General features: G+C 52.5%; 18 protein-coding genes. 4 read left to right on the forward strand and 14 right to left on the reverse strand.

Annotation, left to right across the window (positions count from 1 at the left end):
- Positions 1-4: 4 nt before the first annotated feature.
- The 7 genes from addA to regB form a co-directional block, all read right to left on the reverse strand.
- Positions 5-3,391, reverse strand: a complete 3,387-nt coding sequence (addA, locus tag AB9F26_RS13065) for a double-strand break repair helicase AddA (protein WP_369768222.1) — start codon at positions 3,389-3,391, stop codon at positions 5-7.
- Positions 3,388-6,309, reverse strand: coding sequence for a double-strand break repair protein AddB (addB, locus tag AB9F26_RS13070; RefSeq protein WP_369768223.1), 2,922 nt, complete (start codon positions 6,307-6,309; stop codon positions 3,388-3,390). Before addB ends, addA begins: the two co-directional genes overlap by 4 nt.
- On the reverse strand, positions 6,302-6,985 hold the full coding sequence (locus AB9F26_RS13075) for a nucleotidyltransferase family protein (protein WP_335583945.1): 684 nt from the start codon (positions 6,983-6,985) through the stop codon (positions 6,302-6,304). Before AB9F26_RS13075 ends, addB begins: the two co-directional genes overlap by 8 nt.
- Positions 6,978-7,967, reverse strand: a complete 990-nt coding sequence (locus AB9F26_RS13080; RefSeq protein ID WP_335583946.1) for a phosphotransferase — start codon at positions 7,965-7,967, stop codon at positions 6,978-6,980. The genes AB9F26_RS13075 and AB9F26_RS13080 overlap by 8 nt, the downstream gene beginning before the upstream one ends.
- On the reverse strand, positions 7,960-8,430 hold the full coding sequence (gene tsaE / locus AB9F26_RS13085; protein ID WP_335583947.1) for a tRNA (adenosine(37)-N6)-threonylcarbamoyltransferase complex ATPase subunit type 1 TsaE: 471 nt from the start codon (positions 8,428-8,430) through the stop codon (positions 7,960-7,962). The genes AB9F26_RS13080 and tsaE overlap by 8 nt, the downstream gene beginning before the upstream one ends.
- Positions 8,431-8,470: 40 nt before the next feature.
- The gene (locus AB9F26_RS13090) at positions 8,471-9,988 is read right to left on the reverse strand and encodes a PAS-domain containing protein (protein ID WP_369768224.1); all 1,518 of its coding nucleotides are present in this window, start codon (positions 9,986-9,988) and stop codon (positions 8,471-8,473) included.
- 235 nt (positions 9,989-10,223) lie between these two features.
- Positions 10,224-11,624 carry a sensor histidine kinase RegB gene (gene regB / locus AB9F26_RS13095; protein ID WP_335583949.1) on the reverse strand — a complete coding sequence of 467 codons (1,401 nt, stop codon included), beginning with the start codon at positions 11,622-11,624 and terminating at the stop codon, positions 10,224-10,226.
- Between the two features lie 87 nt (positions 11,625-11,711).
- Between regB and AB9F26_RS13100 the strand changes: the two genes are divergently transcribed.
- Both AB9F26_RS13100 and AB9F26_RS13105 read left to right on the forward strand, forming a co-directional pair.
- Complete coding sequence (locus AB9F26_RS13100) at positions 11,712-12,329, forward strand: SCO family protein (protein ID WP_369768225.1); 618 nt, start codon at positions 11,712-11,714, stop codon at positions 12,327-12,329.
- 88 nt (positions 12,330-12,417) lie between these two features.
- Positions 12,418-12,972: an ActR/PrrA/RegA family redox response regulator transcription factor gene (locus AB9F26_RS13105; protein ID WP_039002900.1), complete on the forward strand. Its 555-nt coding sequence runs from the start codon at positions 12,418-12,420 to the stop codon at positions 12,970-12,972.
- A gap of 3 nt (positions 12,973-12,975) precedes the next feature.
- Here AB9F26_RS13105 and AB9F26_RS13110 read toward each other — a convergent pair whose 3' ends face one another.
- On the reverse strand, positions 12,976-13,569 hold the full coding sequence (locus tag AB9F26_RS13110) for an HD family hydrolase (RefSeq protein WP_335583951.1): 594 nt from the start codon (positions 13,567-13,569) through the stop codon (positions 12,976-12,978).
- A 177-nt stretch (positions 13,570-13,746) separates the two neighbouring features.
- Between AB9F26_RS13110 and ahcY the strand changes: the two genes are divergently transcribed.
- Positions 13,747-15,141, forward strand: coding sequence for an adenosylhomocysteinase (gene ahcY / locus AB9F26_RS13115; RefSeq protein ID WP_335583952.1), 1,395 nt, complete (start codon positions 13,747-13,749; stop codon positions 15,139-15,141).
- Between the two features lie 186 nt (positions 15,142-15,327).
- Positions 15,328-15,669 (forward strand): DUF2853 family protein, encoded by a 342-nt coding sequence (locus AB9F26_RS13120; protein ID WP_335583953.1) that lies wholly within the window; start codon positions 15,328-15,330, stop codon positions 15,667-15,669.
- A 236-nt stretch (positions 15,670-15,905) separates the two neighbouring features.
- On the opposite strand, the gene speB is transcribed toward AB9F26_RS13120, so the two are convergent.
- Genes speB through AB9F26_RS13150 form a run of 6 tightly spaced genes read right to left on the reverse strand, consistent with a single transcriptional unit; the run spans position 15,906 to position 21,825 of the window.
- Entirely contained in the window at positions 15,906-16,754 is an 849-nt protein-coding gene (gene speB, locus AB9F26_RS13125) for an agmatinase (protein ID WP_369768226.1), read from the reverse strand.
- A 1-nt stretch (position 16,755) separates the two neighbouring features.
- The gene (gene nspC / locus AB9F26_RS13130; RefSeq protein WP_335583955.1) at positions 16,756-17,931 is read right to left on the reverse strand and encodes a carboxynorspermidine decarboxylase; all 1,176 of its coding nucleotides are present in this window, start codon (positions 17,929-17,931) and stop codon (positions 16,756-16,758) included.
- A gap of 2 nt (positions 17,932-17,933) precedes the next feature.
- Complete coding sequence (locus AB9F26_RS13135) at positions 17,934-19,139, reverse strand: saccharopine dehydrogenase family protein (protein WP_335583956.1); 1,206 nt, start codon at positions 19,137-19,139, stop codon at positions 17,934-17,936.
- A gap of 22 nt (positions 19,140-19,161) precedes the next feature.
- Positions 19,162-21,093: a biosynthetic arginine decarboxylase gene (speA, locus tag AB9F26_RS13140; protein ID WP_335583957.1), complete on the reverse strand. Its 1,932-nt coding sequence runs from the start codon at positions 21,091-21,093 to the stop codon at positions 19,162-19,164.
- Positions 21,094-21,136: 43 nt separating this feature from the next.
- Positions 21,137-21,556, reverse strand: coding sequence for an EVE domain-containing protein (locus AB9F26_RS13145; protein WP_335583958.1), 420 nt, complete (start codon positions 21,554-21,556; stop codon positions 21,137-21,139).
- Positions 21,556-21,825, reverse strand: coding sequence for a YciI family protein (locus AB9F26_RS13150; protein ID WP_039002912.1), 270 nt, complete (start codon positions 21,823-21,825; stop codon positions 21,556-21,558). Before AB9F26_RS13150 ends, AB9F26_RS13145 begins: the two co-directional genes overlap by 1 nt.
- Position 21,826 lies beyond the last annotated feature (1 nt).

Below are 21,826 nucleotides of genomic sequence, written 5' to 3' on the forward strand. Positions count from 1 at the left end.
ATCGTCAAGGCATGTTCACACGCGCAAGGGCATCTGTCACACTCGCGTGACTGAGCGGCATGAGGGTCGCGGTTTTAGTCCATAAAATCGCGGGTCGGAGTGTGTGGTTCGGATAAATCTGGCTTAGGGCGGAACAGTAGGCGCCCATTTGGCGCATCAATCCCTCGGGCACGTCATCAGCCGATGCGGGAACGACGGCGTTGGATTTGAAATCGATCACGTGTATTTCAGTTTCATCAATCACCAGTCTGTCGACCGAGCCCGAGATCTCCGCCGTCGTATAATTGCCCTTTGCCAATTCGGGTAGGGTGGCAAATATATTCACCTCCGAAAGAGCGTTGCCCGAGAATAGAAACGCCAAATCAGTGTGTTTCAAGCATTGCACGGCCTCAGGCAGTAACTCAGTAAACATCTCACCAACCAAAATTTCCGCCCGTGCGGGCCACTCATCCTCTGAAACCTCAGGAAGGTACTCCAACAAGAGGTGAATCAACGTGCCCCGTTCCTTGGCTTCATCCTCACTCAGCCCGCTTGGGCCTGCGAGCGCCTTTGCGCCACCTAGGTCTGATGGCGAAAGCGGTTTGACATTTTTTATGGGCGCGGGTGCGGGAGTAATTGCCCAGTTAGGCTTGATTGGAGAGTGCATTTCCGAAGCTTGTTTAGATGGCAATTGCGGCAGATCGTCCCAAGATAGGCTCTGATATCGAAGTCCTAACCCTGACGGAAACGTATGCGTCACCGCGCCCGCTTGCTTCATGCCTTCTTCGATCAATTGGTGCCACGCGAGGCCGTCTTTGTTCAGCTTGCCAGCGCCGCAGGTGATGAGCCATTTTTCGGCCCGCGTCATCGCCACATACAAAAGGCGCATTTTTTCTTGCGCTTGAAGTTCCTTCTTCGTGTCGATGGCATCGGCCATATTGGGCGGCATTTCGGTGGCCCGCATTTTCCACGTCACCAACCCATCCTCAAGCGGTATAAGCTCAGATTTCACAACATTTGCGCGTGCATGTGTGTCTGGAAGGATAACGATTGGTGCCTCAAGCCCCTTCGCCCCGTGCACAGTCATCACCCTGATCTGGTCGCTTGCACTGTCCATTTGCCGTTTGATTTCAACCTCTTCAGATTGAAGCCACGTGAGGAAACCCGTAAGACTCGGGATTTCCATCTGCTCAAAACTCAACGCCTGACTTAAAAGGGCATCAATGCCATCCTCGGCTTCTGCCCCAAGGCGGGCAACCAGATTTATGCGGCCTTTATGATCCGTCAAGCAGCGTTCAATTAGTTCATAGGGGCGAAGAAAATCGGCTGAATCGCGGAGGTCTTCGAGGATAGAGACGGTTTCGGGGAATTCCTTTTTACGTTCCTGAAGCGCGCGCCAGAGATACTTTTGCGTCCGTTTCTGAGCTAGGTCATACAAATCTTGTTCGCTCCAACCAAAGAGCGGCGAGCGCAAAATCGCGGCGAGCGAGAGGTCATCCTCGGACGTGGCAAGGAAGGATAGAAGCGCGGTGATGTCCTTCACGGCAAGGCTTGCGCCAATCCGAAACCTGTCCGCCCCCGCAATTGCCAGCTTTTCAGCCTTACAGGCTTGGATGATTTCCGGAAAAATACCGCTCCGACCCTGCACTAAAATGAGGAAATCGCCCTCGGTAACAGGGCGTTGCGCATAGGTTCCTGAAATGCCAATTTCTTGCGGAATAGTGACGTTTTCATCGATCATCCGGCGAATTTCACCCGCGATCATCCGCGCGAGTTGAACATTGTGGTGATTTTGAGAAAGACGATCAACGGGGTCGGCCCAATGGCGATCATCCTCGTCCGAAACACTCTCAATGATCGGCCAGTGATCTACGCGGCCCGGCATCGCGTCCTTAAAGGCGATATGGGTCATTTCGCCACCCACGCCGTGCCCTTGGCGCGCCGAAAAACTGTGGTCCACAACAGAAAGAACGGAACTGGAAGACCGAAAGGAGTGTTCCAATTGCAAACTCTGGAGGCCCACGCCAATTTGGGTCAAACGCGCGGCGAAGTGCTTTTGCATGCGGTCAAATTCGGACGGATCGGCACCTTGGAACGAATAAATTGACTGTTTTTTGTCGCCAACCACGAAAATTGTACGCGTTTGGTCTGAACGCGCGCCTGCACCGCTGGTGAATTCTTGGGCAAGGTTTTCAATAACGCTCCATTGCGCGGGGCTGGTGTCTTGGGCCTCATCCACCAAAATGTGGTCAATTCCGCCGTCCAAACGATACAAGACCCATTGCGCGACTAAGGGATCGGTCAAAAGATCGCGTGCTTTTAGAATGAGATCGTCAAAATCCAACCAACCCCTCCAGAGTTTCTTTGCCTGATATCGGGGTAAAAATGCGGCGGAAAATTCCTGCAGTGCGAGGGTTTTTCGCGCGGCATAGAGCCTGTTTTTAGTGTCGCGTGCATCTTCAATGCGCATCATGAAGTTATTCAGCCGATCCATGCTGTCACTGAATTGCTTCTGAACTGGCTTGGTTGGAACGGCACCAATCTTTGCGGTAAACGGTTCCTTTGTCTTTTGACCAGTCAAGAAAGTGCCTTCGAGTATTGCAAGGTCGGAAATTGATAGAGTCGAAAAGTTGAGTCCGCGAAGGTGTGCGTGAGTTCTGTGGTCGTTAGATGATCCCGCCTCCAAATAGGGCATTAGGCTTTCTAGGAGGGCACCGTCGTCGGGCAAAAACGTGCGTTCTTCGAGGTCGAGCAGCGAAAACCCTTCGGTCAATTCAAATCGCGCCCAAATATCATCTGCATCCGGACTGGTTGGAAAATTTGCGGCGTATTTAGAGATTTCAGCAGTGAACTTGGTCAAATCTTGATCCGTGAGTAATGCAGCGACGCCATCAACGGTCCATTGGTCACCGGCAAGTACCATTTCATCGACTACTTCCTCCCGCAGAAGGTTGCCTGCCCGATCATCCATTTCGACAAACTGGGGCGAAACGCCTGCCTCAAGAGGGAAACGGCGCAGCAGTGAAGCGCAAAACGAGTGGATTGTTTGAATTTTCAATCCACCGGGAGCCTCGATTGCACGGGCAAAAAGGCGGCGGGCCTCTTTCAGTTCAGCGTCGCCGACTTGCCCCTCGAACCCAAGTTTTTTGAGGTCGGCCTTTAGCTCGTCCGTCTCTAACATGGCCCAACTGCCCAAACGGGCAAACAAACGGTTCTGCATTTCGCTGGCAGCAGCCTTTGTATAAGTTAAGCACAGAATATGTTGGGGAAGAACTTTATCGAGCAATAAGCGCGCAACGCGATCCGTCAGCACACGGGTTTTCCCCGACCCTGCGTTCGCCGAGAGCCACGTTGAATCTTTGGGGCTGGCCGCTTGGACTTGGCGTTCTGAGGCTTGATCGCGGCGCATCATGATACCACCTCACGGTTGGGGGCGTCGCTTTCTTCCCACTCGCCAAAACGCGCAAGATGGTCGTAATCGCCGTAGTGGGCCACGACACTCGTAGCGCGACGCGAGGTATAACCTTGGTCGGGTGCGAAATAGCTTTCAATCAATGTGTGCAGCTCCGCCCAAATGTCGGTCGTAGAAGTTTCCTCGAGTTTCGCGTCGCGTTCTTCAGGGGATGAGCCGATGCCAATGTAACTCGCGCGTTGAACACTGTTTTCCGCAACGCCAAGGAAGGCACCGCGTTCAAGCATTGTCGCCTCAAGCAAGAGCTGTTTGTCGAAGAGATGTTCCACTTTTGCAGTGGGCGGCGTCGTTTTATAGTCGTAGATCACGGCGCGCCCATCGGGAGCAACATCGATGCGATCGGCGATTCCAGAAAGCGTGAAATCGAGCCTATCCAGCCTCAATTCGCCTCGTTTTTCAAAATAAGTTGGCGTGGCTTTGCTTTGCCTATCGTGCTCCGTTGCGACAAACCACTCGGCCAAGCGACCCAATTTCCCGCGCCATATACGTTGCGCTGCGGGCCAAGGAACCTCAGCTTCCAGGATTTTGTCGGCCACCGCCATAAGGGAGGCGGTATTCAGTTTGGATAGGGGGATGTCGCGCACGACTGCCTCGAAAATACTATGCAGAACCGTTCCGCGCAGTGGCGCACTCGCAACTTGTCGCAGGGGATCCAGCGGTTTGAGTCGCAACACATGGCGCGCGTAAACGGCATAGGGGTCGCGAATAAGTGTCTTGATCTGGGTTACGGAAAGCTTTTTGGGCCGCGCATGGACTGGTGGTTGCGGGCAGGGCCGCTTAGCGCTTTCAATCCGTTTTTCTGGTGTCTCAAGTGCTTTGAAGAGGGCCAAATAGGTATTCCCACGACGTCGCATTTGATCAAGGGCTTCTTTGCCACCAGTTTTTGGCAAACCATCCAATAGGTTCACCAATCTATTCACCCAGCGCGACGGAACCGTCTCACTTTCTGAACTGCGAATAGACCGCGTAATCCACACCTCTGGCGCACAAACGGCCTGTTGGAAATCATGCGCCGAGAGCCCGATCCGCCGTTCAGGCAACAATAGACCTGCATCGGCGCGCATTTTCCGGTTCAGCCATGGATCGGGTTTCGGCGTTTCCGGCCAAACACCCTCGTTCAATCCGGCGAGGATAACCAGATCGGCGCCCTGAACGCGGGCCTCAAGTGTTCCCCAAATCATAATGTTTGGATGGGGTTGAATCGGATCGCGAACCACTTCTTTGTCCAAAACAGATCGAAATAGGTCGACGTAATCTCTGGGCGCAAAATCGCCGCCATAGCCCGCTTCAGACTTCAATGTTTCAACGGTTTGGTGCGCGCTTTCACCAGCTTTTTTCAACCACAACTGGCTTTGATGCTGTGGGGCGGGGCCGTTTGCGAGCCTTTCGGCGATCGCCAGATGAAAATCCAATTGCTCCGAAAGACTCCGCGTCCCAACACTCGAAAGTTCAAATAAACAACCTATGATCCACTCGGCCCAGAGGCTCGCGTTTTCGTCGCCCTTCAGCGTGGAGGCCCATAGTTGTAGGTCATCCGCGTGCGGGTGGGGCGGGCCAAATCTGCGCAGCTTGAGTTCAAGTTCGCGTGTCAACTTGAGGTGCGCGCCCCGTTGCCCACTTCCCGTGTTTGTCAGCGGGTGTTTTAGCAAGGTGAGGAGAGCCTCTGATGTCAATTTCTGCCCCATTAGCGCGGAAATATGGCGTAAAAACCGACCGGGAGCGGAAAGAGCAAGTGGCGTGCCCGCGCTATCGTCGGGTTCAATTTTCCACTGCGAAAGGGCGGCGGTCACTTGTCGCGTCAACACACGATCAGGCGTTATTAGAGCCGCTTTCTGGCCTTTATCAACAGCTTCTCTTAACCTAAGCGCTATAGCTCCCGCCTCCTCGCGAGACGAGGAGGCCTCGACCAAAGTGACGTTTTCGCAGGCTGACGCGAGGCTTGGTAGATGTTTGCCTTCGGACATCCACTGGTCGGTTACGGGGGCGGGACGCAGAGCCAGCGAAATGAGTGCATTGCGTTCTGGGCTTGGAGCAGGTGTTAGGCTCCACTGTGAAACACTGTCGCTGGTCACTTCAAACGACTGCAACAAATGGTGGAACCGATATTGCGGATGATCCTCGGCTGTTAGGGCGTCATCGAGCCCGGACCAAACCTCGGCGGGCATGTCAAAATCAAACCCCGGAAGCACAACCGCCCCGTTGGGAAGCTCCGCAATCGCGCGCATTAACTTATGGGTTGCCCCGCGCGATCCCGTTGAACCCGCAAGAATAATTGGGTTTTTGGGCGGATTATCTTGCCATGAAGAAATAAGCGCTTCGATAACGAGGCGTTGGCGCGCTTCTTTGTCCAGTGGTTCGGTGGTGTTGTCGAAATACCGGTCAACGATACCAATAAATTCAAGGGAACGCGCCCAATGCCCCGATTGATCAGACACATCAAGGGACGAAATGCGGCAGGGTTCCACGCCTTCGCCATGCATTTCATCCATCAAAGTCGCCAAACTGTCAGCAAGGTCATAGAGAGCATCGCGCGCGGCAAGGTCTGGTTGCTGATCAAGGAGTTGGGCGATGAGTTGGGTGAGTTCGAGCCGCCTTCTCAGGGGCGAAACCGCCTTTTCTATACCCGCCGCGGCCCCAAACGCGAGGTCCGTAACGAGGCCGATTTTTGGACATAGAATTGCACCTTGAGCAGCAAAAAGGCTGACAACCCGCCGCTTCATCCGCTCGGTATTGACGACTAACTGGACGCGCGCCAGTTCTTCTGGAGGCTTGTCGCGATATCGGTCCAGAAGGCCATGAACCAGTACCGCCGGGAAATCACATCCAGGGGCGATGCCATAGATGTTCGGCTTAAACATCGTGGGCACGTTTCAGGAGAGATTCGGCGATAGGCACACTCGAGGGTTGCCCGACGTCACACCATTTCCCTGAATAAGTAACGCCAAAAACGCGGCCGCTTTGCATGAGAAGATTCCAATATAGGTTTAGTGAAAATGCGGTTTCTGAAATTTCCGCAAGGCGGTCGGTTTTGATGATCTGTGCGCCCGTATAAAGAAGGGGGCCACCGCGCGTTAGGTGCCCATTTTGATCGGACGAAAAATCTCCACTTCCGTGGTGCCCAAAGGATTGAGTTAAGGGAACGAGCATCAATAACGCGTCCATTTGGGTAGGATTCCAAGTCTTTCGCAACAGGGTCAGCGGGTTGGGGCCGGACCAAATGGCGTCAGAATTAAGGGTAAAAACGGGGGCGTTCTGTAAAATTGGAAGGGCTTTGCGCAGGCCCCCACCTGTCTCAAGAAGTTGGGATTTTTCGTTCGAGAACTGAACGCCTTTTGGTCCGAAATGTTGGACGATACTGTCTGGAAGGTAATGAAGGTTCATCACGGTTTGAAGGTTTTCATCCTGCGCGAGTGCAAAAGCATAGTCGGCGAGTGGTTTGCCGTTCACCAAAATCATCGGTTTTGGAAGGGTTTCGGAAAGGGGCAACATGCGTGTGCCCTTGCCAGCCGTGAAAATCATGATCGATTTAGGCATCTGGACCCTCCAGACGGCAAAGCACCTCGGGCGATGGCGGCGGCAAGGTATCCATGAGGATCGCCTTCAAATTGGTAAGGTTAGGGTGCTCTAGATCACGCATCAAATGGCCCCAGACACGGGGTAAAAACTCTAGATATCGCCGCTTTCCTTTGTTAAGTGACAGATGCGCCAGAACACCCAAAATACGAAGGTTCCTTTGCGCGGCTTGAGCACAAAATCCCTCAAGGAAAATATCTGGATCAAGCTTTGAATGGTCGAGAAAGTGGTCGAGAACGAATTTGCGAGTCGTCTCGCTAACATCGCGGCGCGCGTCTTCCAACAATGATGCGAGATCATAGCACGAGTGTCCCACGTGTGCGTCCTGAAAATCCAAAACACCAACGCGGGCAACACCAAAGCGATCTGGAAGCCAGAGCAGGTTTTCTGCGTGGAAATCACGCAACAAAAGCTTGGTTTCTTTTGAATTAGACCTAACCAATACGCGCTCCAATTCGAGGGATATCGCGCTTTGAGCACTCGGATTTTCCTTTCCGGTTGCGCCCAAGAGATAGGCATCAAAAGCCGGAGCAATGGCCCTTGCCATGGTTGCTGGATCAAGCGTTGGTAGATTTTTTGGCGTCGGCGCTGTCTGAATTTCGAGGAGAAGGTTTGCAGCGCCAATGTAAAGGTCGGTCTCCATCTTTGGCTTTTGCAATAAAATATTGGCAAAGAGCTCGTCGCCGAGGTCTTCAAGGAGTAACTCTTCCTCAGATTGCGCCAAAATAACTGGTGCAGAGAGGCCGAGGCTTCGCAAGTGAATATCAATTTTGATAAAGTCCGCAACGCCGTCAGGACGATCATTGCGGGCGTCCATGTGGATCATGCTGCCAAATGCAGGGTGGCGCCAGCGCGCATATCTGCGACCGGATGCATCACCCGCGAGAGGCGTTACGGTCACACCACTTGGGCTAAAGAGGAGTTGTGCAAAGCGATCAGGCATTCAAAACCTCTGTCAAAATGTTCCAACGCGCCGAATGAGATTGAAATTTCAGAAGACGAACTTCATCGTTTTCGGGAACAAAAGTGATGTGCAGGGCGTCTTTGGGTTCTTGCCCCGCGAGCCTATCTGGCCATTCTATCAAACAAAGCGAGGCGTCGAATGCCTCTTCTAGACCAAGTTCCCATGCCTCGTCGGGATGGGCTAGGCGATACAAATCACAGTGCCAGATCTGAAACTTAGGCCCATCATAAACCTGAACAAGTGTAAAGGTTGGCGAAGGAATGTCTTCGGGATGGGTTAGAATTGACAGAATGAGGGATCGACTGAATAGGCTTTTCCCGGACCCGATAGGCCCTTCAAGAAGAATTGTGTCCCCAGACGTAAGATGCGGCGCTAGACGGTTGGCGAGCGCTTCTGTCTCCTCAGGAGAGGAAAGTGAAATTTGATGTGAAAACGGTAACATGTAGCGAATTTAACGCAGCCACATCCAACCGCAAGGGAGATCATGCTTCGATTTTGAAAAGAAGTGGCTCCTTTGGTTTTGAAGCTCTATCCGCGTGTGGGACCTCCTCCGTGTCGAGAGCTTTGGGTTCGATGGGTTCCAAAGGGGTAAGTGCAGGGCTGCTTATTACCGCAAATGCGATAAGGGTTCCTCCACCAGCGACTGGGGCAAGTCGGCAAGTCAAATTACCGCCTTCCAACAAGCGAAGTTTGAAGCTCTTTTCTTCGCGAGATCCATTTGTTGCGATGTAGCTTTGAATGGACGACCACAATGGGCTGTCCTCACATTTGGCGCGCCAGTGCGCCATTGCGTCAACCACACTCATTTCGCCGAGAGTGGTTCCTGGGTCGACACCCCAAAGGGATGTATAGGTAGAGTTTGACATCGTGAGCATTCCGTCAGATGCAAAAACTGCAATCGCCTCGCGGAAGCTGTCGAGAACGGCCTGTCCGATCTCGAGTTCCCGCCTAAACCGCCGTGTGAGAGACACTTCTGCGGAAATATCCTCAAAAAGAAACGCGACAGCCCCATCCGGATGAGGGCGGCCCGTTACGCGATATGTTTGGCCCGACGGGAGCGTCCAAGTCTCAGAGTAGGTGCCATCGACTGCTGCGGCCTCAAGTGCGGAAATTTGAGCGCGCCAGCCTTTGTAGTTCTTAGGTTCGGGGATCACTTGCCCTTCGCGTAATTTATCCAAAAAACTAACCAGCGTTGGACGAAGGGATAAAAACATAGGCTGAAGGCCCGTGAGGTCGGTGAGGGCAGGGTTAAAGAGCGCGAGTTGACGTTTTTTATCGAAAATGGCCAATCCGGTCGGGAGGTGAGCAAACGTTTTTGTCAGCGTTTGAACGAAATCCCGCAAAGCGGTTTCGGCGCGAACAACCCCGTCGGCACTCGTTGCAAAATGCAATGACTCGTCGCCAATAGTTGTGCTGAAAACTTCATACCAACGACCATTTGTCTCTTCGGGGAATTTCACTGAAACACGATGTGCCCGTCCTTCGGGCGAGCCTTGGGCGAGTGAGACAGATTGGAAGAGACGCGAGGGCGGCCATGTTTGAACGGGCTTCTCTGCACTGCCATCAAATTCTTGCGACAGGGTGAAGTAACTCGAATTAGCCCATGTAATCAAGCCGTCGACTGTCTGCTGCCAGACGTAATACGGGGACATTTCGGCCGTCCCACGCAAAGTCTCCAACTCTCGCTTCATGGCATTCATACTGTGAGGGTCAACTACCGTTTCAGTGCTTGCGGTTGCGTCTTCGACCAGCTCAATTCGGGCCACACCGTTCCACCATTCAGCTCGGATTTCGGCAAAGTCGGCGGGATCGCTCGCTTGGATTGTGAGGGAACCCTCACTCGCCAGCTCTGCCATTTCGAGGGGCAAATCCGGGAAGCGGGTCTGGGCGAGAACGCAAAATTGGCGCCATTCTGATGACCCTTGCGGGCGGGAATTTAACAAGGCGCGGGCGCGCGTCGTGGCATCGACCAATTTTTCGTCGTCGAAGAGAAAAACCAAGGAGTTTTCCGCCCCTTGAAGGAGTGCCCGATGTGATTGTTTGTTTCCACGACCGGAAAAGTAACCCACACCGAATACACCACATGCCGCGGCGAAAAATGAAGAGAGCGCCACCAGTAAAAGGGTTTCTGAAGAGAGCACAGACAAGGAATCATTCCATTTGATGGGTACGGGAGGATATTCGCTCCGGAAAGGTTAACGCCTTATTAAGGTTTCTTAAAAAAGGAGTCTATGGCTATGCTTTTGGTACAAAAAGACTGTTTTCACCAAGACGCCCACGCGTTGCCTCCGCAGACGCAACAAGAACATCGAGAGGCCAGACAACTTGGATCACGGCACCACACTTAAGGGGCCGCTCTTGCTCGGTTAAAAAGGGGTCCGATCCGTTGGCAAAAATTAGTTCGGCCCCCGTGCGCTCAAGAAGTGTTTTCGCTATAAAAAGTCCGAGTCCCATCCCCTCATAACCCGGGCGGCGCGGTTTCACCCCTGCATCGCGGCGTCTGACAAAAGGCTCCCCAATACGGCCAATCAAATGCGGCGGAAAACCGGGGCCATCGTCCGCAATTCGAATTTGGATGCGGTTGTTCGTCCATGCGAGATCAATCCAAACATTTGCCTGTGAAAAATCCACCGCATTCTGAACGAGGTTCCTCAAGCCGTGAATAATCTCTGGACTTCGATGAATTTCGGGGTGTTCGCGCAGACCACTTGGGGCAGGGCCGATGTTGAAATGAATGTCACGACCGCGTTTCGTGTGAGGCTCTGCCGCTTCGCGCACCACGGCCTCAAATGGCGCAGTACGCATATGGAGGTCGTCTTTTCCTGCCCGCCCCATGGAACGCAAAATCTCGCGGCATCGGTCTGTTTGCTCGCCGATGAGCAAGGCGTCGGCCATAAGGTCAGAGCCGTCCTCAAGGTCGTCTAGCATCTCGGAGGCCGCGAGTTTTATTGTCGCGAGAGGGGTGCCCAATTCGTGCGCTGCTGCAGCCACAACCCCCCCGAGATCAGTCAATTTCTGCTCGCGAGCCAGTGCCATTTGCGTCGCCAAAAGTGCTTCGGACATGGAGTGAATCTCGCTGGTCACCCGCCGCGCATACATGGCGAGAAATACTGTGCCGATGACGATAGACAGCCAAAACCCAAACAGAAGGAAGGGATCGGCCTGAAAAATGCGACCCGCGCTGTTTTGAAGGGGGGTGCTCCGCAGAGCGACAAGGGTAGTGAGGCACAAAGCAACCGTGCCCAGAAGAATTGTGGAGTGGAGGGTTAAAACCGTTGCCGAAATTGTGACTGGAACGAGAATTAGAAGCGCGAAGGGATTGTGCAGCCCACCGGTTAAATAAATCAGTAGCATGAGTTGCGAAATATCGAAGAGCAACATCAAGACGGCTTGCCCCTCGCTGAGGCGTTTGTTCTCTGGGTAGACGAAAATTGCAATTAAATTTGCGATAACCGAGGCCGCAATCACTAAGTAACAAAGGCCCAAATCGAGCTGGATGTCGAACTGGCTCCGTGCAACCGAAATTGCAATTATTTGCCCCGCAATCGCAACCCAGCGCAGGACAATCAGCGTGCGCAGCCGAATCCAATCGCTGCGCGCGGATTGATTGATGAAGAGCGATTGTGTTTCGATCATTGGCACCCCATGTTGTGCGGCAAGTTGCACAGTTGATTGTCATGGTAAACACAGCGATCAAGCGGCGAAACCAAAAAGGATTGAACAATGGGTCGGATTTTCGCATTTGCCGCAGTTGGTGTTGCCGCTATTTTACTGGGCTCAACCGCCTATCTGAAAATGAGTTCGGGCGAATCCGAGTTTGAGCAATGCAGTGTGAACAAAATTGCCGGTGGTACGTCCTCCATTGGCGGGCCGTTCTCGCTTATTGACGAAACGGGCACCCGCGTTTCCGACACTGACGTTTTGACCAAACCGTCGATTATCTACTTCGGCTATACGTTCTGTCCCGACGTATGTCCGCTGGATTCTGCGCGCAATGCGGCAGCGGTGGATTTGCTGGATGAAGTTGGTATCGAGACCACTCCGATCTTTATTTCAATTGATCCCGCGCGCGACACGCCAGAGGTTTTGGCCGAATATACCGACGTGATGCATGATCGTATGATTGGCCTCACAGGGACCGAAGAGGACGTAAAAGCGGCGTCGCGGGCCTATAAAACCTATTACAAAAAGAACGAGGGCGATGACGAATATTATCTCGTCGATCACTCGACCTTCACCTATCTCTATCTGCCCGAACACGGGGTCGTGGAGTATTTCAATCGCGATGATACACCAGAGGAAATGGCCAATCGAGTCGCGTGTTTTGTCGAAAACTCCTGATTTTCCATCCATTCAGGTTTAACGATATTTGACCTGCCTTGCGGTTCTGCATAGAACAGGGGGGCAGAGATAAAATTAGGGCGCTTAAATGAAAGATCGTGAATTGCAGGACATCGGCGAAGACAAATCTCTCATGCTCCTTGATGACGACGAACCGTTTTTGCGTCGTCTTGCGCGCGCAATGGAAAAACGCGGGTTTGTGGTTGAAATGGCTGGTTCAGTGGCCGCTGGGCGCGCGATCGCCACGGCGCGGCCACCCGCCTATGCGGTGATTGATCTGCGCCTTGAAGATGGCAACGGCCTCGACGTTGTCGAATTGCTACGCGAAAAGCGGCCAGATGCGAAGATCGTTGTTTTAACGGGGTACGGCGCCATTGCGACGGCCGTTGCTGCGGTTAAAATCGGGGCGACGGATTATTTGTCAAAGCCTGCAGATGCCAATGACATTCTTGGAGCGCTGTTAGCAAAAAAAGATGCGCTTCCCCCGCCGCCAGAAAATCCAATGTCTGCGGATCGGGTGCGTTGGGAGCACATCCAGCGCGTGTACGAATTATGCGACCGAAATGTGAGCGAAACCGCGCGGCGCTTGAGCATGCACCGGCGCACGCTTCAACGCATTTTGGCGAAAAGATCGCCGCGTTAGGCTCTATATTTCGGCAAGAAGCTCTTCGTGACGCGCGGTGAAATCATTGCGTGCGAGGAGCGGTGAACGCAATTCAATCGCTAGCCCTTCTAAAACTGCGGCGTCTGGTTTGCCAAAGAGTTTGTCTGCCTCGCGTTCTGAGAAGCCAGCAATCTGGGTCGCTTCCATCCAGGCCGAGATTTTATCTGCCTTTTTAATCTGTTTCTTAACCGATACAGGGATCGACGCGGGCAGGCCAAACCGAAGATGAATCGCCGCAGTAAGTCGCGTGTCCAAGGCTTCGTAACCCGTTCCAACCGCGGATTTTACGGGGGAAATCATATCGCCAATGACGTACTCTGGCGCGTCATGCAAAAGCGCGGCCAGCTTCCATCTTGCAGGAGCGTTTGGCACAATGCGGCAAAACAAACGTTCGACCAGCAGGGAGTGTTCCGCCACAGAATAAGCGAAATCGCCTTTGGTTTGACCATTCCAACGTGCAACAAACGCAAGGCCATGCGCAATATCAATGATTTCGATATCCATCGGCGTTGGGTCGAGCAAGTCCAGCCGACGACCAGAAAGCATGCGTTGCCACGCGCGGGGTTGATTTGCCATTGTTTTGCCTCTGTTTTACACGCGCTCAATCTTGTTATGGCTAGACCCCGACCTGCCAAAAGTAAAGATGCTCGGTTTTGAGCCGTGCTGGATCACGCGGGTTTGTTGGGCCTCTGTTGCTTAGACGCGATTGTGGTGGTATCTGGCGTTCAACTAAATTTATGAGGAATCAGCCCCATGGCGAACGACTATATCATCAAAGACATTGCCCTTGCAGAATATGGCCGCAAGGAATTGGACATCGCAGAAACCGAAATGCCTGGCTTGATGGCGCTGCGCACTGAGTATGGCGAGAGCAAACCGCTCAAAGGCGCGCGCATTGCCGGTTCGCTTCACATGACGATCCAAACAGCGGTTTTGATCGAAACTTTGGTGGCCTTGGGTGCCGATGTGCGCTGGGCGTCGTGCAATATTTTCTCAACTCAAGACCACGCTGCCGCAGCGATCGCCGCTGGTGGTACACCCGTTTTCGCAATCAAAGGCGAAACGCTGGAAGAATATTGGGATTACGCGGACAAAATTTTTGATTTTGACGGCGGCACATGTAACCTCATTCTCGACGATGGCGGCGACGCAACCATGTACATCCTTCTGGGTGCGCGCGTCGAAGCTGGCGAAACCAACCTTCTCGATGTCCCAACAAGCGACGAAGAAGTGGCGTTTTTCGCACAAATCAGAAAACGTCTTGCCGCTTCGCCCGGTTGGTTCACAAAGCAACGTGATGCGATCCAAGGTGTTTCCGAGGAAACAACAACCGGCGTTCACCGCCTCTATGACTTGGTGAAAACTGGCCACTTGCCGTTCCCCGCGATTAACGTGAATGACTCCGTCACCAAGTCGAAATTCGACAACAAATACGGCTGTAAAGAGAGCCTCGTTGACGGTATTCGCCGCGCAACAGACACAATGATGGCCGGCAAAGTGGCGGTTGTTTGTGGCTATGGCGACGTTGGCAAAGGCTGTTCAGCTTCCCTTTCGGGCGCGGGCGCACGCGTCAAAGTTACTGAAATCGACCCTATTTGTGCGTTGCAAGCGGCGATGGATGGCTATGAAGTTGTCCTTCTCGAAGATGTCGTTTCGACGGCCGATATTTTTGTGACCACAACAGGCAACAAAGACATTATCCGCATCGAGCACATGCGTGAAATGAAAGACATGGCGATCGTTGGCAACATCGGCCACTTTGACAATGAAATCCAAGTTGCGGCGCTCAAAAACCACAAATGGACCAATATCAAAGACCAAGTGGATATGATCGAAATGCCGTCTGGCGCGCGTTTGATCCTTCTTTCCGAGGGACGTTTGCTTAACCTTGGAAACGCGACGGGTCACCCTTCCTTTGTGATGTCCGCAAGTTTCACTAACCAAGTTCTGGCGCAAATCGAGCTTTGGACGAAGGGAGACGACTATAAAAACGACGTGTATATTCTGCCGAAACATCTGGACGAGAAAGTTGCGCGTCTTCACCTTGATCGCATCGGTGTGAAGCTCTCGAAATTGGCTCCGGAGCAGGCAGCCTATATTGGCGTCAGCGTTGATGGGCCGTTCAAACCCGAGCATTACCGCTACTAAAACAGCTGTCGCGGTATAATTCATCAGTATTTTAAGGCGCCCCACGCAAATTGGGGCGCCTTTTTGCGTTCTCGTCCAATTGGTGAAATTTTTTCTTTGTGATTATCCCCGACTTGGCTACCGTGTCGTAGGGCCGGAAAAGGTTCATTTTAACGGGTGCTGCCCAGAAATTTATGGAGTTTGACTGTGGGAAAACGGGACGATCTAATTGCGAAATACGCGGACGACTTGAAAAATAAATGTGGGGTAACGCCCGATATGGATCTTTTGACAAAAGTGACCATCGGATGTGGTCCGGCAATCTACAACGCCGACGCATCAACTGTTGCAGGCTCTCAGGACTCCGAACTTGAAACGGTAAAAAACAATTTCCTCATCAAAAAGCTCTCGCTCGCTGAAGGTCCGAAATTGATGGAGGCCATTCAATCCGTCATCGAAACCTACGGTAAATCCGAGCGCACCAAATATCGCGTTGTTGTGTATTACTTGCTGGTAAAACATTTTGGAAAAGAAGCTGTCTACGGGTAATCCGCAGAAGCTATTATTAAAAGGCGTTCTCATCTACGGGTGCGCCTTTTTAGTTAATAGAACTATAACATGTTGAATTTTAACAGTTATCCCTAAAAACATACTTGCCACATGGGGCAGGGCGGTCTAGGGTTGGTCTATCCCGTCAGGACGACAGGAACCTAACATAACACGTGTGGTGCAAAGTGGAGCGCGTGGGGTGATGGAGGGTTCCGAGGGGTCGGAGCCCTCCTTTTTTATTTGAGGGCTGCAGCCATCAATCGATACACGATCTGGGCGGCAGTAAAATCCCAAGCAATTTCGCCATTTGGAGCAAGCTCTACCACGTCGATCCCCACACATTTCCGGCCTTTGAGGGCATGTTCAACCAGTTGTAGTGACTGGTAATAACTAAGTCCCCCAGGAACGGCGGTACCTGTGGCGGGCATCTGTGACGGGTCCAAACCATCCACGTCATAGGAAATATACACATGCTCGGGAAAATCTTCAGGCAGGTCGATCGCGTGGATATTGTTGGTAACAAGCTCTTCCGCATCGACGAAGAAAACTTTGTTCCGCGCCCGACTTTCAACTTCCTGTTCACACAGTGCGCGAACGCCGAATTGCGCCAGTTGAATGCCCTCTTCGCTTAGCAAATGCATTACGGACGCGTGCGAGTGTTTTTCCCCCTGATAGGCAATCCGCAGATCTGCATGTGCATCAATCTGAATAATCCCGACTGGTTTTTTCAGCGCACGCGCAACCCCCATCACCGCACCATAGGAAAGAGAGTGTTCGCCTCCCAAAGTGACCGGAATTTTGCCATTCTGAACGGCGAATTCGGTGCGCTGTGCTAGGCGTTCCATGATTTCGGGCAAGGGGCCGCTGCAATCCACATCTGGTTCGGTAAAAATTCCTTCGGAACAGGGGACAATCCCTAGGCAAAGTCGCTCAAGTTCATTGCTCGCCTCGATGATGGCGGCGGGGCCTGCCTGCGTGCCCGCACCATAGGAAACCGTGCTCTCCAACGGCATCGGAATGACGCGAAACAGCGCCGTCTCATCGCGTTCGGAGGGGCTGAGTTCGCTCTCAAGAAAAATGCTCATGTTATGATAGCCTGTTGCGAAAATTGTCGTAAGAGAACTGCTTCACCATGGTCAATTCGTCGGTTTCGGAATTCCAAAGTGCAATCGAGGGAAGGGCTACGCCGTTGAAAGTATTTGTTTTTACCATGGAATAATGGGCCTGATCAAGAAAGGCGATCCGATCACCAATCGCGAGTGGGGCTGCGCGGGCGTAGTCGCCAATCACATCGCCAGCGAGACAAGATGGGCCACCTAGCCGATAGACGTGGCCATTTGGATCCTCGTCTAGCATTGCGGGTCTATAGGGCGCTTCGATCACGTCTGGCATGTGGCATGTGGCCGAAATATCGGTAATCGCAAGCGCCATTCCGTTTGTGGGCAAGTCTAGAACTTCGCCGACAAGTATTCCCGCATCAAGGGCGACGGCCTCGCCTGGTTCAAGATATATTTCCAAGCCTGTTTTGGCCCTTAAATCACGTATAAATTGAATAAGGGCCGTGCGATCATAATCGCCGCGTGTGATGTGATGCCCGCCCCCAAAGTTGAGCCATTTAAGACGCGAAACATACGGCAAAATCTGCGCCTCTACAGCCGACCATGTGCGTTCAAGAGGGGCGAACCCCTGTTCGCAAAGCGTATGAAAATGCAGTCCGTCCACGCCCTCTAAACATGCAGGCGTCAGTTGGGAAATTGGCATTCCCAAACGTGAATTTGGCGCACAGGGGTCGTATTTTGGAATTTCGCCCTCTGAGTGTTCCGGATTGATACGCAATCCAACCAAAACCTCTCGTGATAAGGCCCTAACCTGTGGCAGAAAGCGATCTTTCTGTGCCGCAGAATTGAAGATTATGTGGTCGGAAAGAGCGAGAATATCAGCGAACTCGCTCTCTTTGTAGCCCGCACAATAGGTCGCAACTTCGCCACCATATTCTTCACGCGCTAGGCGCGCCTCATAGAGGCCTGAGGCGCATGTCCCATGCAGATATTGACGGACCATCGGCGCCAAGGCGAACATCGAGAAGGCCTTGAGTGCCGACAGAATATGTGCGCCGGATTGATCCGCAACCTCAGCCAAAATCGCCAAATTGCGTGCGATGGCGATCTCATCCACCACGAAACACGGGCTGGGAACGCGTGACAAATCAAAATGCGAAAAGGCACCTGCGTCGCCAGCTTGTGTTTGCATGATTTGAGCCATGTTTAGAACTCCACAGGGCCGCTAAGCTCATGGACTTCCCACGGGAGACCATGTTCGTTGAGCATGTCCATAAAGGCGTCTGGGTCCAACTGCTCGGTATTCCAAACGCCTGGCTCGCGCCAAATTCCCTTGAGAACCATAGCCGCGCCGATCATGGCTGGAACACCGGTCGTATAAGAAACCGCTTGGCTTCCAACTTCGGCGTAACACTCCTCGTGGTCGCAGATATTGTAGATATAATAGGTTTTTTCCACGCCATCTTTGAGACCCGTCGCAATATCCCCGATACAGGTTTTGCCCTTGGTCAATTCGCCCAAATCGGACGGATCTGGCAACACGGATTTAAGGAATTGTAGCGGGATAATTTCTTGGCCGTTATGGATAATAGGCTCAATGGACGTCATGCCAATGCCCTCAAGCACGCGCACGTGATTGATATAGGCATCGCCGAACGTCATCCAAAACCGCGCCCGTTCGATTTCGGGGAAGTGGGTTTTCATGCTTTCGAGTTCCTCATGATACATGAGGTACATGTTCTTCTCGCCCACTTCTGGGAAATCAAAGGCTACTTTGTGGGTCATAGCGGGGCTCGTCACCCAATCGCCATTTTCCCAGTGACGCGCGTCTGCGGTGACTTCTCGGATGTTGATCTCGGGGTTGAAATTGGTGGCAAACGCTTTGCCATTGTCGCCGCCGTTGCAATCAAGGACGTCGATTTGGCGAATGGTATCCAACTTGTGTTTCTTGAGCCAAGCGGCGTAAATCGAGGTCACCCCTGGATCAAAACCAGAGCCAAGAATGCAGGTTAGACCCGCAGCCTTAAACTTGTCCTGATAGGCCCATTGCCAGTGATACTCAAATTTGGCTTCGTCCTCTGGCTCATAGTTAGCGGTATCCAGATAGTGGATTCCAGCTTCAAGACAGGCATCCATCAGAACCAAGTCTTGATAGGGAAGCGCAAGATTGACCAGTAATTCCGCACCCGTTTCGCGGATCAAAGCCACAACGGCAGGAACATCCATTGCGTCCACTTGGGCCGTCTTGATCGTGACGCCTGTGCGGGATTTAACCCCCGCCGCGATCTCATCGCACTTGAAAAGGCGCCGTGAAGCCAAGGTGATCTCGGTGAAAACATCCGAATTCATTGCCATTTTATGCACAGCGGCGGACGATACACCGCCCGCGCCGATTACTAATGTTTTGCCCATGACGTCTCTCCTCGTCTCGTTGTTATTCATAGTAAGTATAGCCATTAATGCTGTCGCGGTAAGCCGCCAAAAGTGTTTTGCGGTCTTTGGGATTTAGGCGCTTGTGAGAAATCTCGTTGTCGATCCTTGCACGGAACGCATCGACACAATCGCGCGGATCGTATTCGACATAGGACAGAACCTCGGCAATCGTGTCGCCTTCCTGTTCGTGCAAAAGGTCGAAACTTCCGTCGTCGCGCAGGTCGATTGTCGCCACATTGGTATCGCCAAATAGGTTGTGCAAATCGCCCAGAGTTTCCTGATAGGCCCCGACGTAAAAGACACCGATGTAATAGGGTTTGCTTTCGTCCAGAGTATGAACAGGAAGCGAAGGCGAAATTCCGTCCGCAAGGATGAACTTGTCTATTTTTCCGTCGGAATCACACGTGATATCCGACAAAACCGCGCGTCTGTCGGGGGCAACATTGAGCATTTGTAGTGGCACCAAAGGATGAACTTGGTCGATTGCCCAAACATCAGGAAGCGATTGAAACAGTGAGAAATTACAGTGATAGATATCCGCCAACTGCTCCAAATGAGCATCGACATCTGGGGCCGTGCCCACTTCGGGCGCAAGGCTTTTGATCTTGGACATGAGGTGGAGATAAATACGCTCTGCGCGCGCCATTTGGCGCAGGTCAATATATCCCCGCCGAAACAAGGCCCGCAATTCGTTGCGATAAAAGCTGGAATCATTAATGCACTCTTGAAGGCGTTGTGGCTCTAAATAGCCAGAAACCGCAGCAAGGTCGGAAACAAAGTGATGATCCTCAGCCGCAGGTACGGTTGGGTTGTGAGAGTCGTAAAGTGTGGCCTCAAGGACGTTAAAAATAAGCATCGACGAGGTCGCAACAACGGCCCGACCGCTCTCGGTTACAAGAATTGGGTGCGGGATTTTCGCCTCATCCAATGCATAGGACACGGTCTCAACAATGTTCGTGCAATATTCGTCGACCGAATAGTTGATCGAGTTCTCGTTGGTTGATTTCTCGCCCGTATAGTCAACACCAAGTCCGCCACCCAAATCGAGGTGAGTCAGGGGCGCCCCTTCGCGTGTGAGTTCGACGAAATAACGGCATGCTTCGCCAGTAGCGCGGCGCACGTCATTTACGTCCGGAATTTGACTGCCCAAATGGCTGTGCTGAAATTTGAGACAGTGAATGAGGCCTGCTTCTTTGAGGCTATCAACAACGTCAACAAGTTGGTCTGTGTGCATCCCGAAGGTCGAACGATCGCCGGAACTCTCTGCCCAATTCCCAGAAATTCGGTTGGAAAGTTTTACCCGAACACCAAGTTGTGGCTCCTCGCCCAATTCTTTAACCACGGCAAGAACGGTCTGTAATTCCTTCGGGCTTTCCAGAACAATCACGGTGTTGAACCCGAGTTTACGCGACAAAATGGCAAGGCGGATGAATTCCGCGTCTTTAACACCGTTGCAAACAATAAGCGCGTCGTGCGCCAAAGGTTGGGCGAGGGCGATCACCAATTCAGGCTTGGAACCCGCTTCAAGGCCATGGGAGTATGGCTTGCCGAATTCAACAATCCGGCTGATAACCTGTGCTTGCTGGTTCACTTTGACGGGGAAAACCGCACGATAATCGTTTTTATATCCTGCACGTTTGATCGCGGAGGCAAAACTTTCGTTGAGTGCGCGGATACTGCTTTCCAGAAACGAGCTTACTCGCAACAAAAGGGGTGCATGAACGCCGCGTTCTTCGAGGTCCTGCAAAATCACAGGCAAACTCACCATAGGCGCGTCTGGCTTGAGGGGGTTGCGAAGCCCAAGATCGCCATTGGGAAGCACGCCGACTAGATCCTTACCCCAGCGTTCGATCGCATAAACAGAATTTGCGGCAGTGTTGTCATGGGTCAAGGCAGTGTCCAATTCCGTCAGAGTTCCAGTTTCTTCGCTCAATATAACCTTAATTCCATATTGCAATCGGAAAACTTCGCAAACCTTAAAAAGTCACTCCAGCCATCTCGCAGATGATAGTCCATTCAGCCTCTGTTACGGGTTGAACCGAGAGACGCGTATTCTTGACCAAAGCCATGTTTTCAAGGCGCGGGTCCGTTTTGCACATGGCGAGGGTAACAGGTTTTACTACAGGTTTCACAGCGCGAATATCCACACATTCCCAGCGCAGATCGTCGGTTGTGCTGTCTGGATGCGCGAGGGCACAGACCTCAACAATGCCGACAACGGCCTTTTCCTTGAGGGAGTGATAAAAGAAACCCAAGTCGCCGATTTCCATCAGCCGCATATTGTTGCGCGCCTGATAATTGCGCACCCCGTTCCATTCCTCGCCCACACCGCCTTTGGAGACCTGATCGTCCCAACCCCATGCATTAGGCTCTGATTTGAACAGCCAATACGCCATTAGCCAATGACCCGATTCCAAAGTTGTAGGTCAACAGATTGGAACAGGCCTGCCTTGGCATAGGGGTCCTGGTCGGCCCATGCTTGTGCATCTGCGATGGTTTCAACATTCAGTATTACAAGCGAGCCGCACATGTCGCCATTTTCGTCCAGAAATGGACCTGCTTGCGCGACACCGGTGGACTTAAGATAGGCCACGTGCGCGTCTCTGTTGGCTTTGCGTACGTCGAGGGAGCCAAGTTTATCCTTGGCGATTAGGGCTACGAACATG

It is taken from the genome of Falsihalocynthiibacter sp. BN13B15 (assembly GCF_041205415.1).
GTDB classification, from domain to species: Bacteria; Pseudomonadota; Alphaproteobacteria; order Rhodobacterales; family Rhodobacteraceae; genus Falsihalocynthiibacter; species Falsihalocynthiibacter arcticus.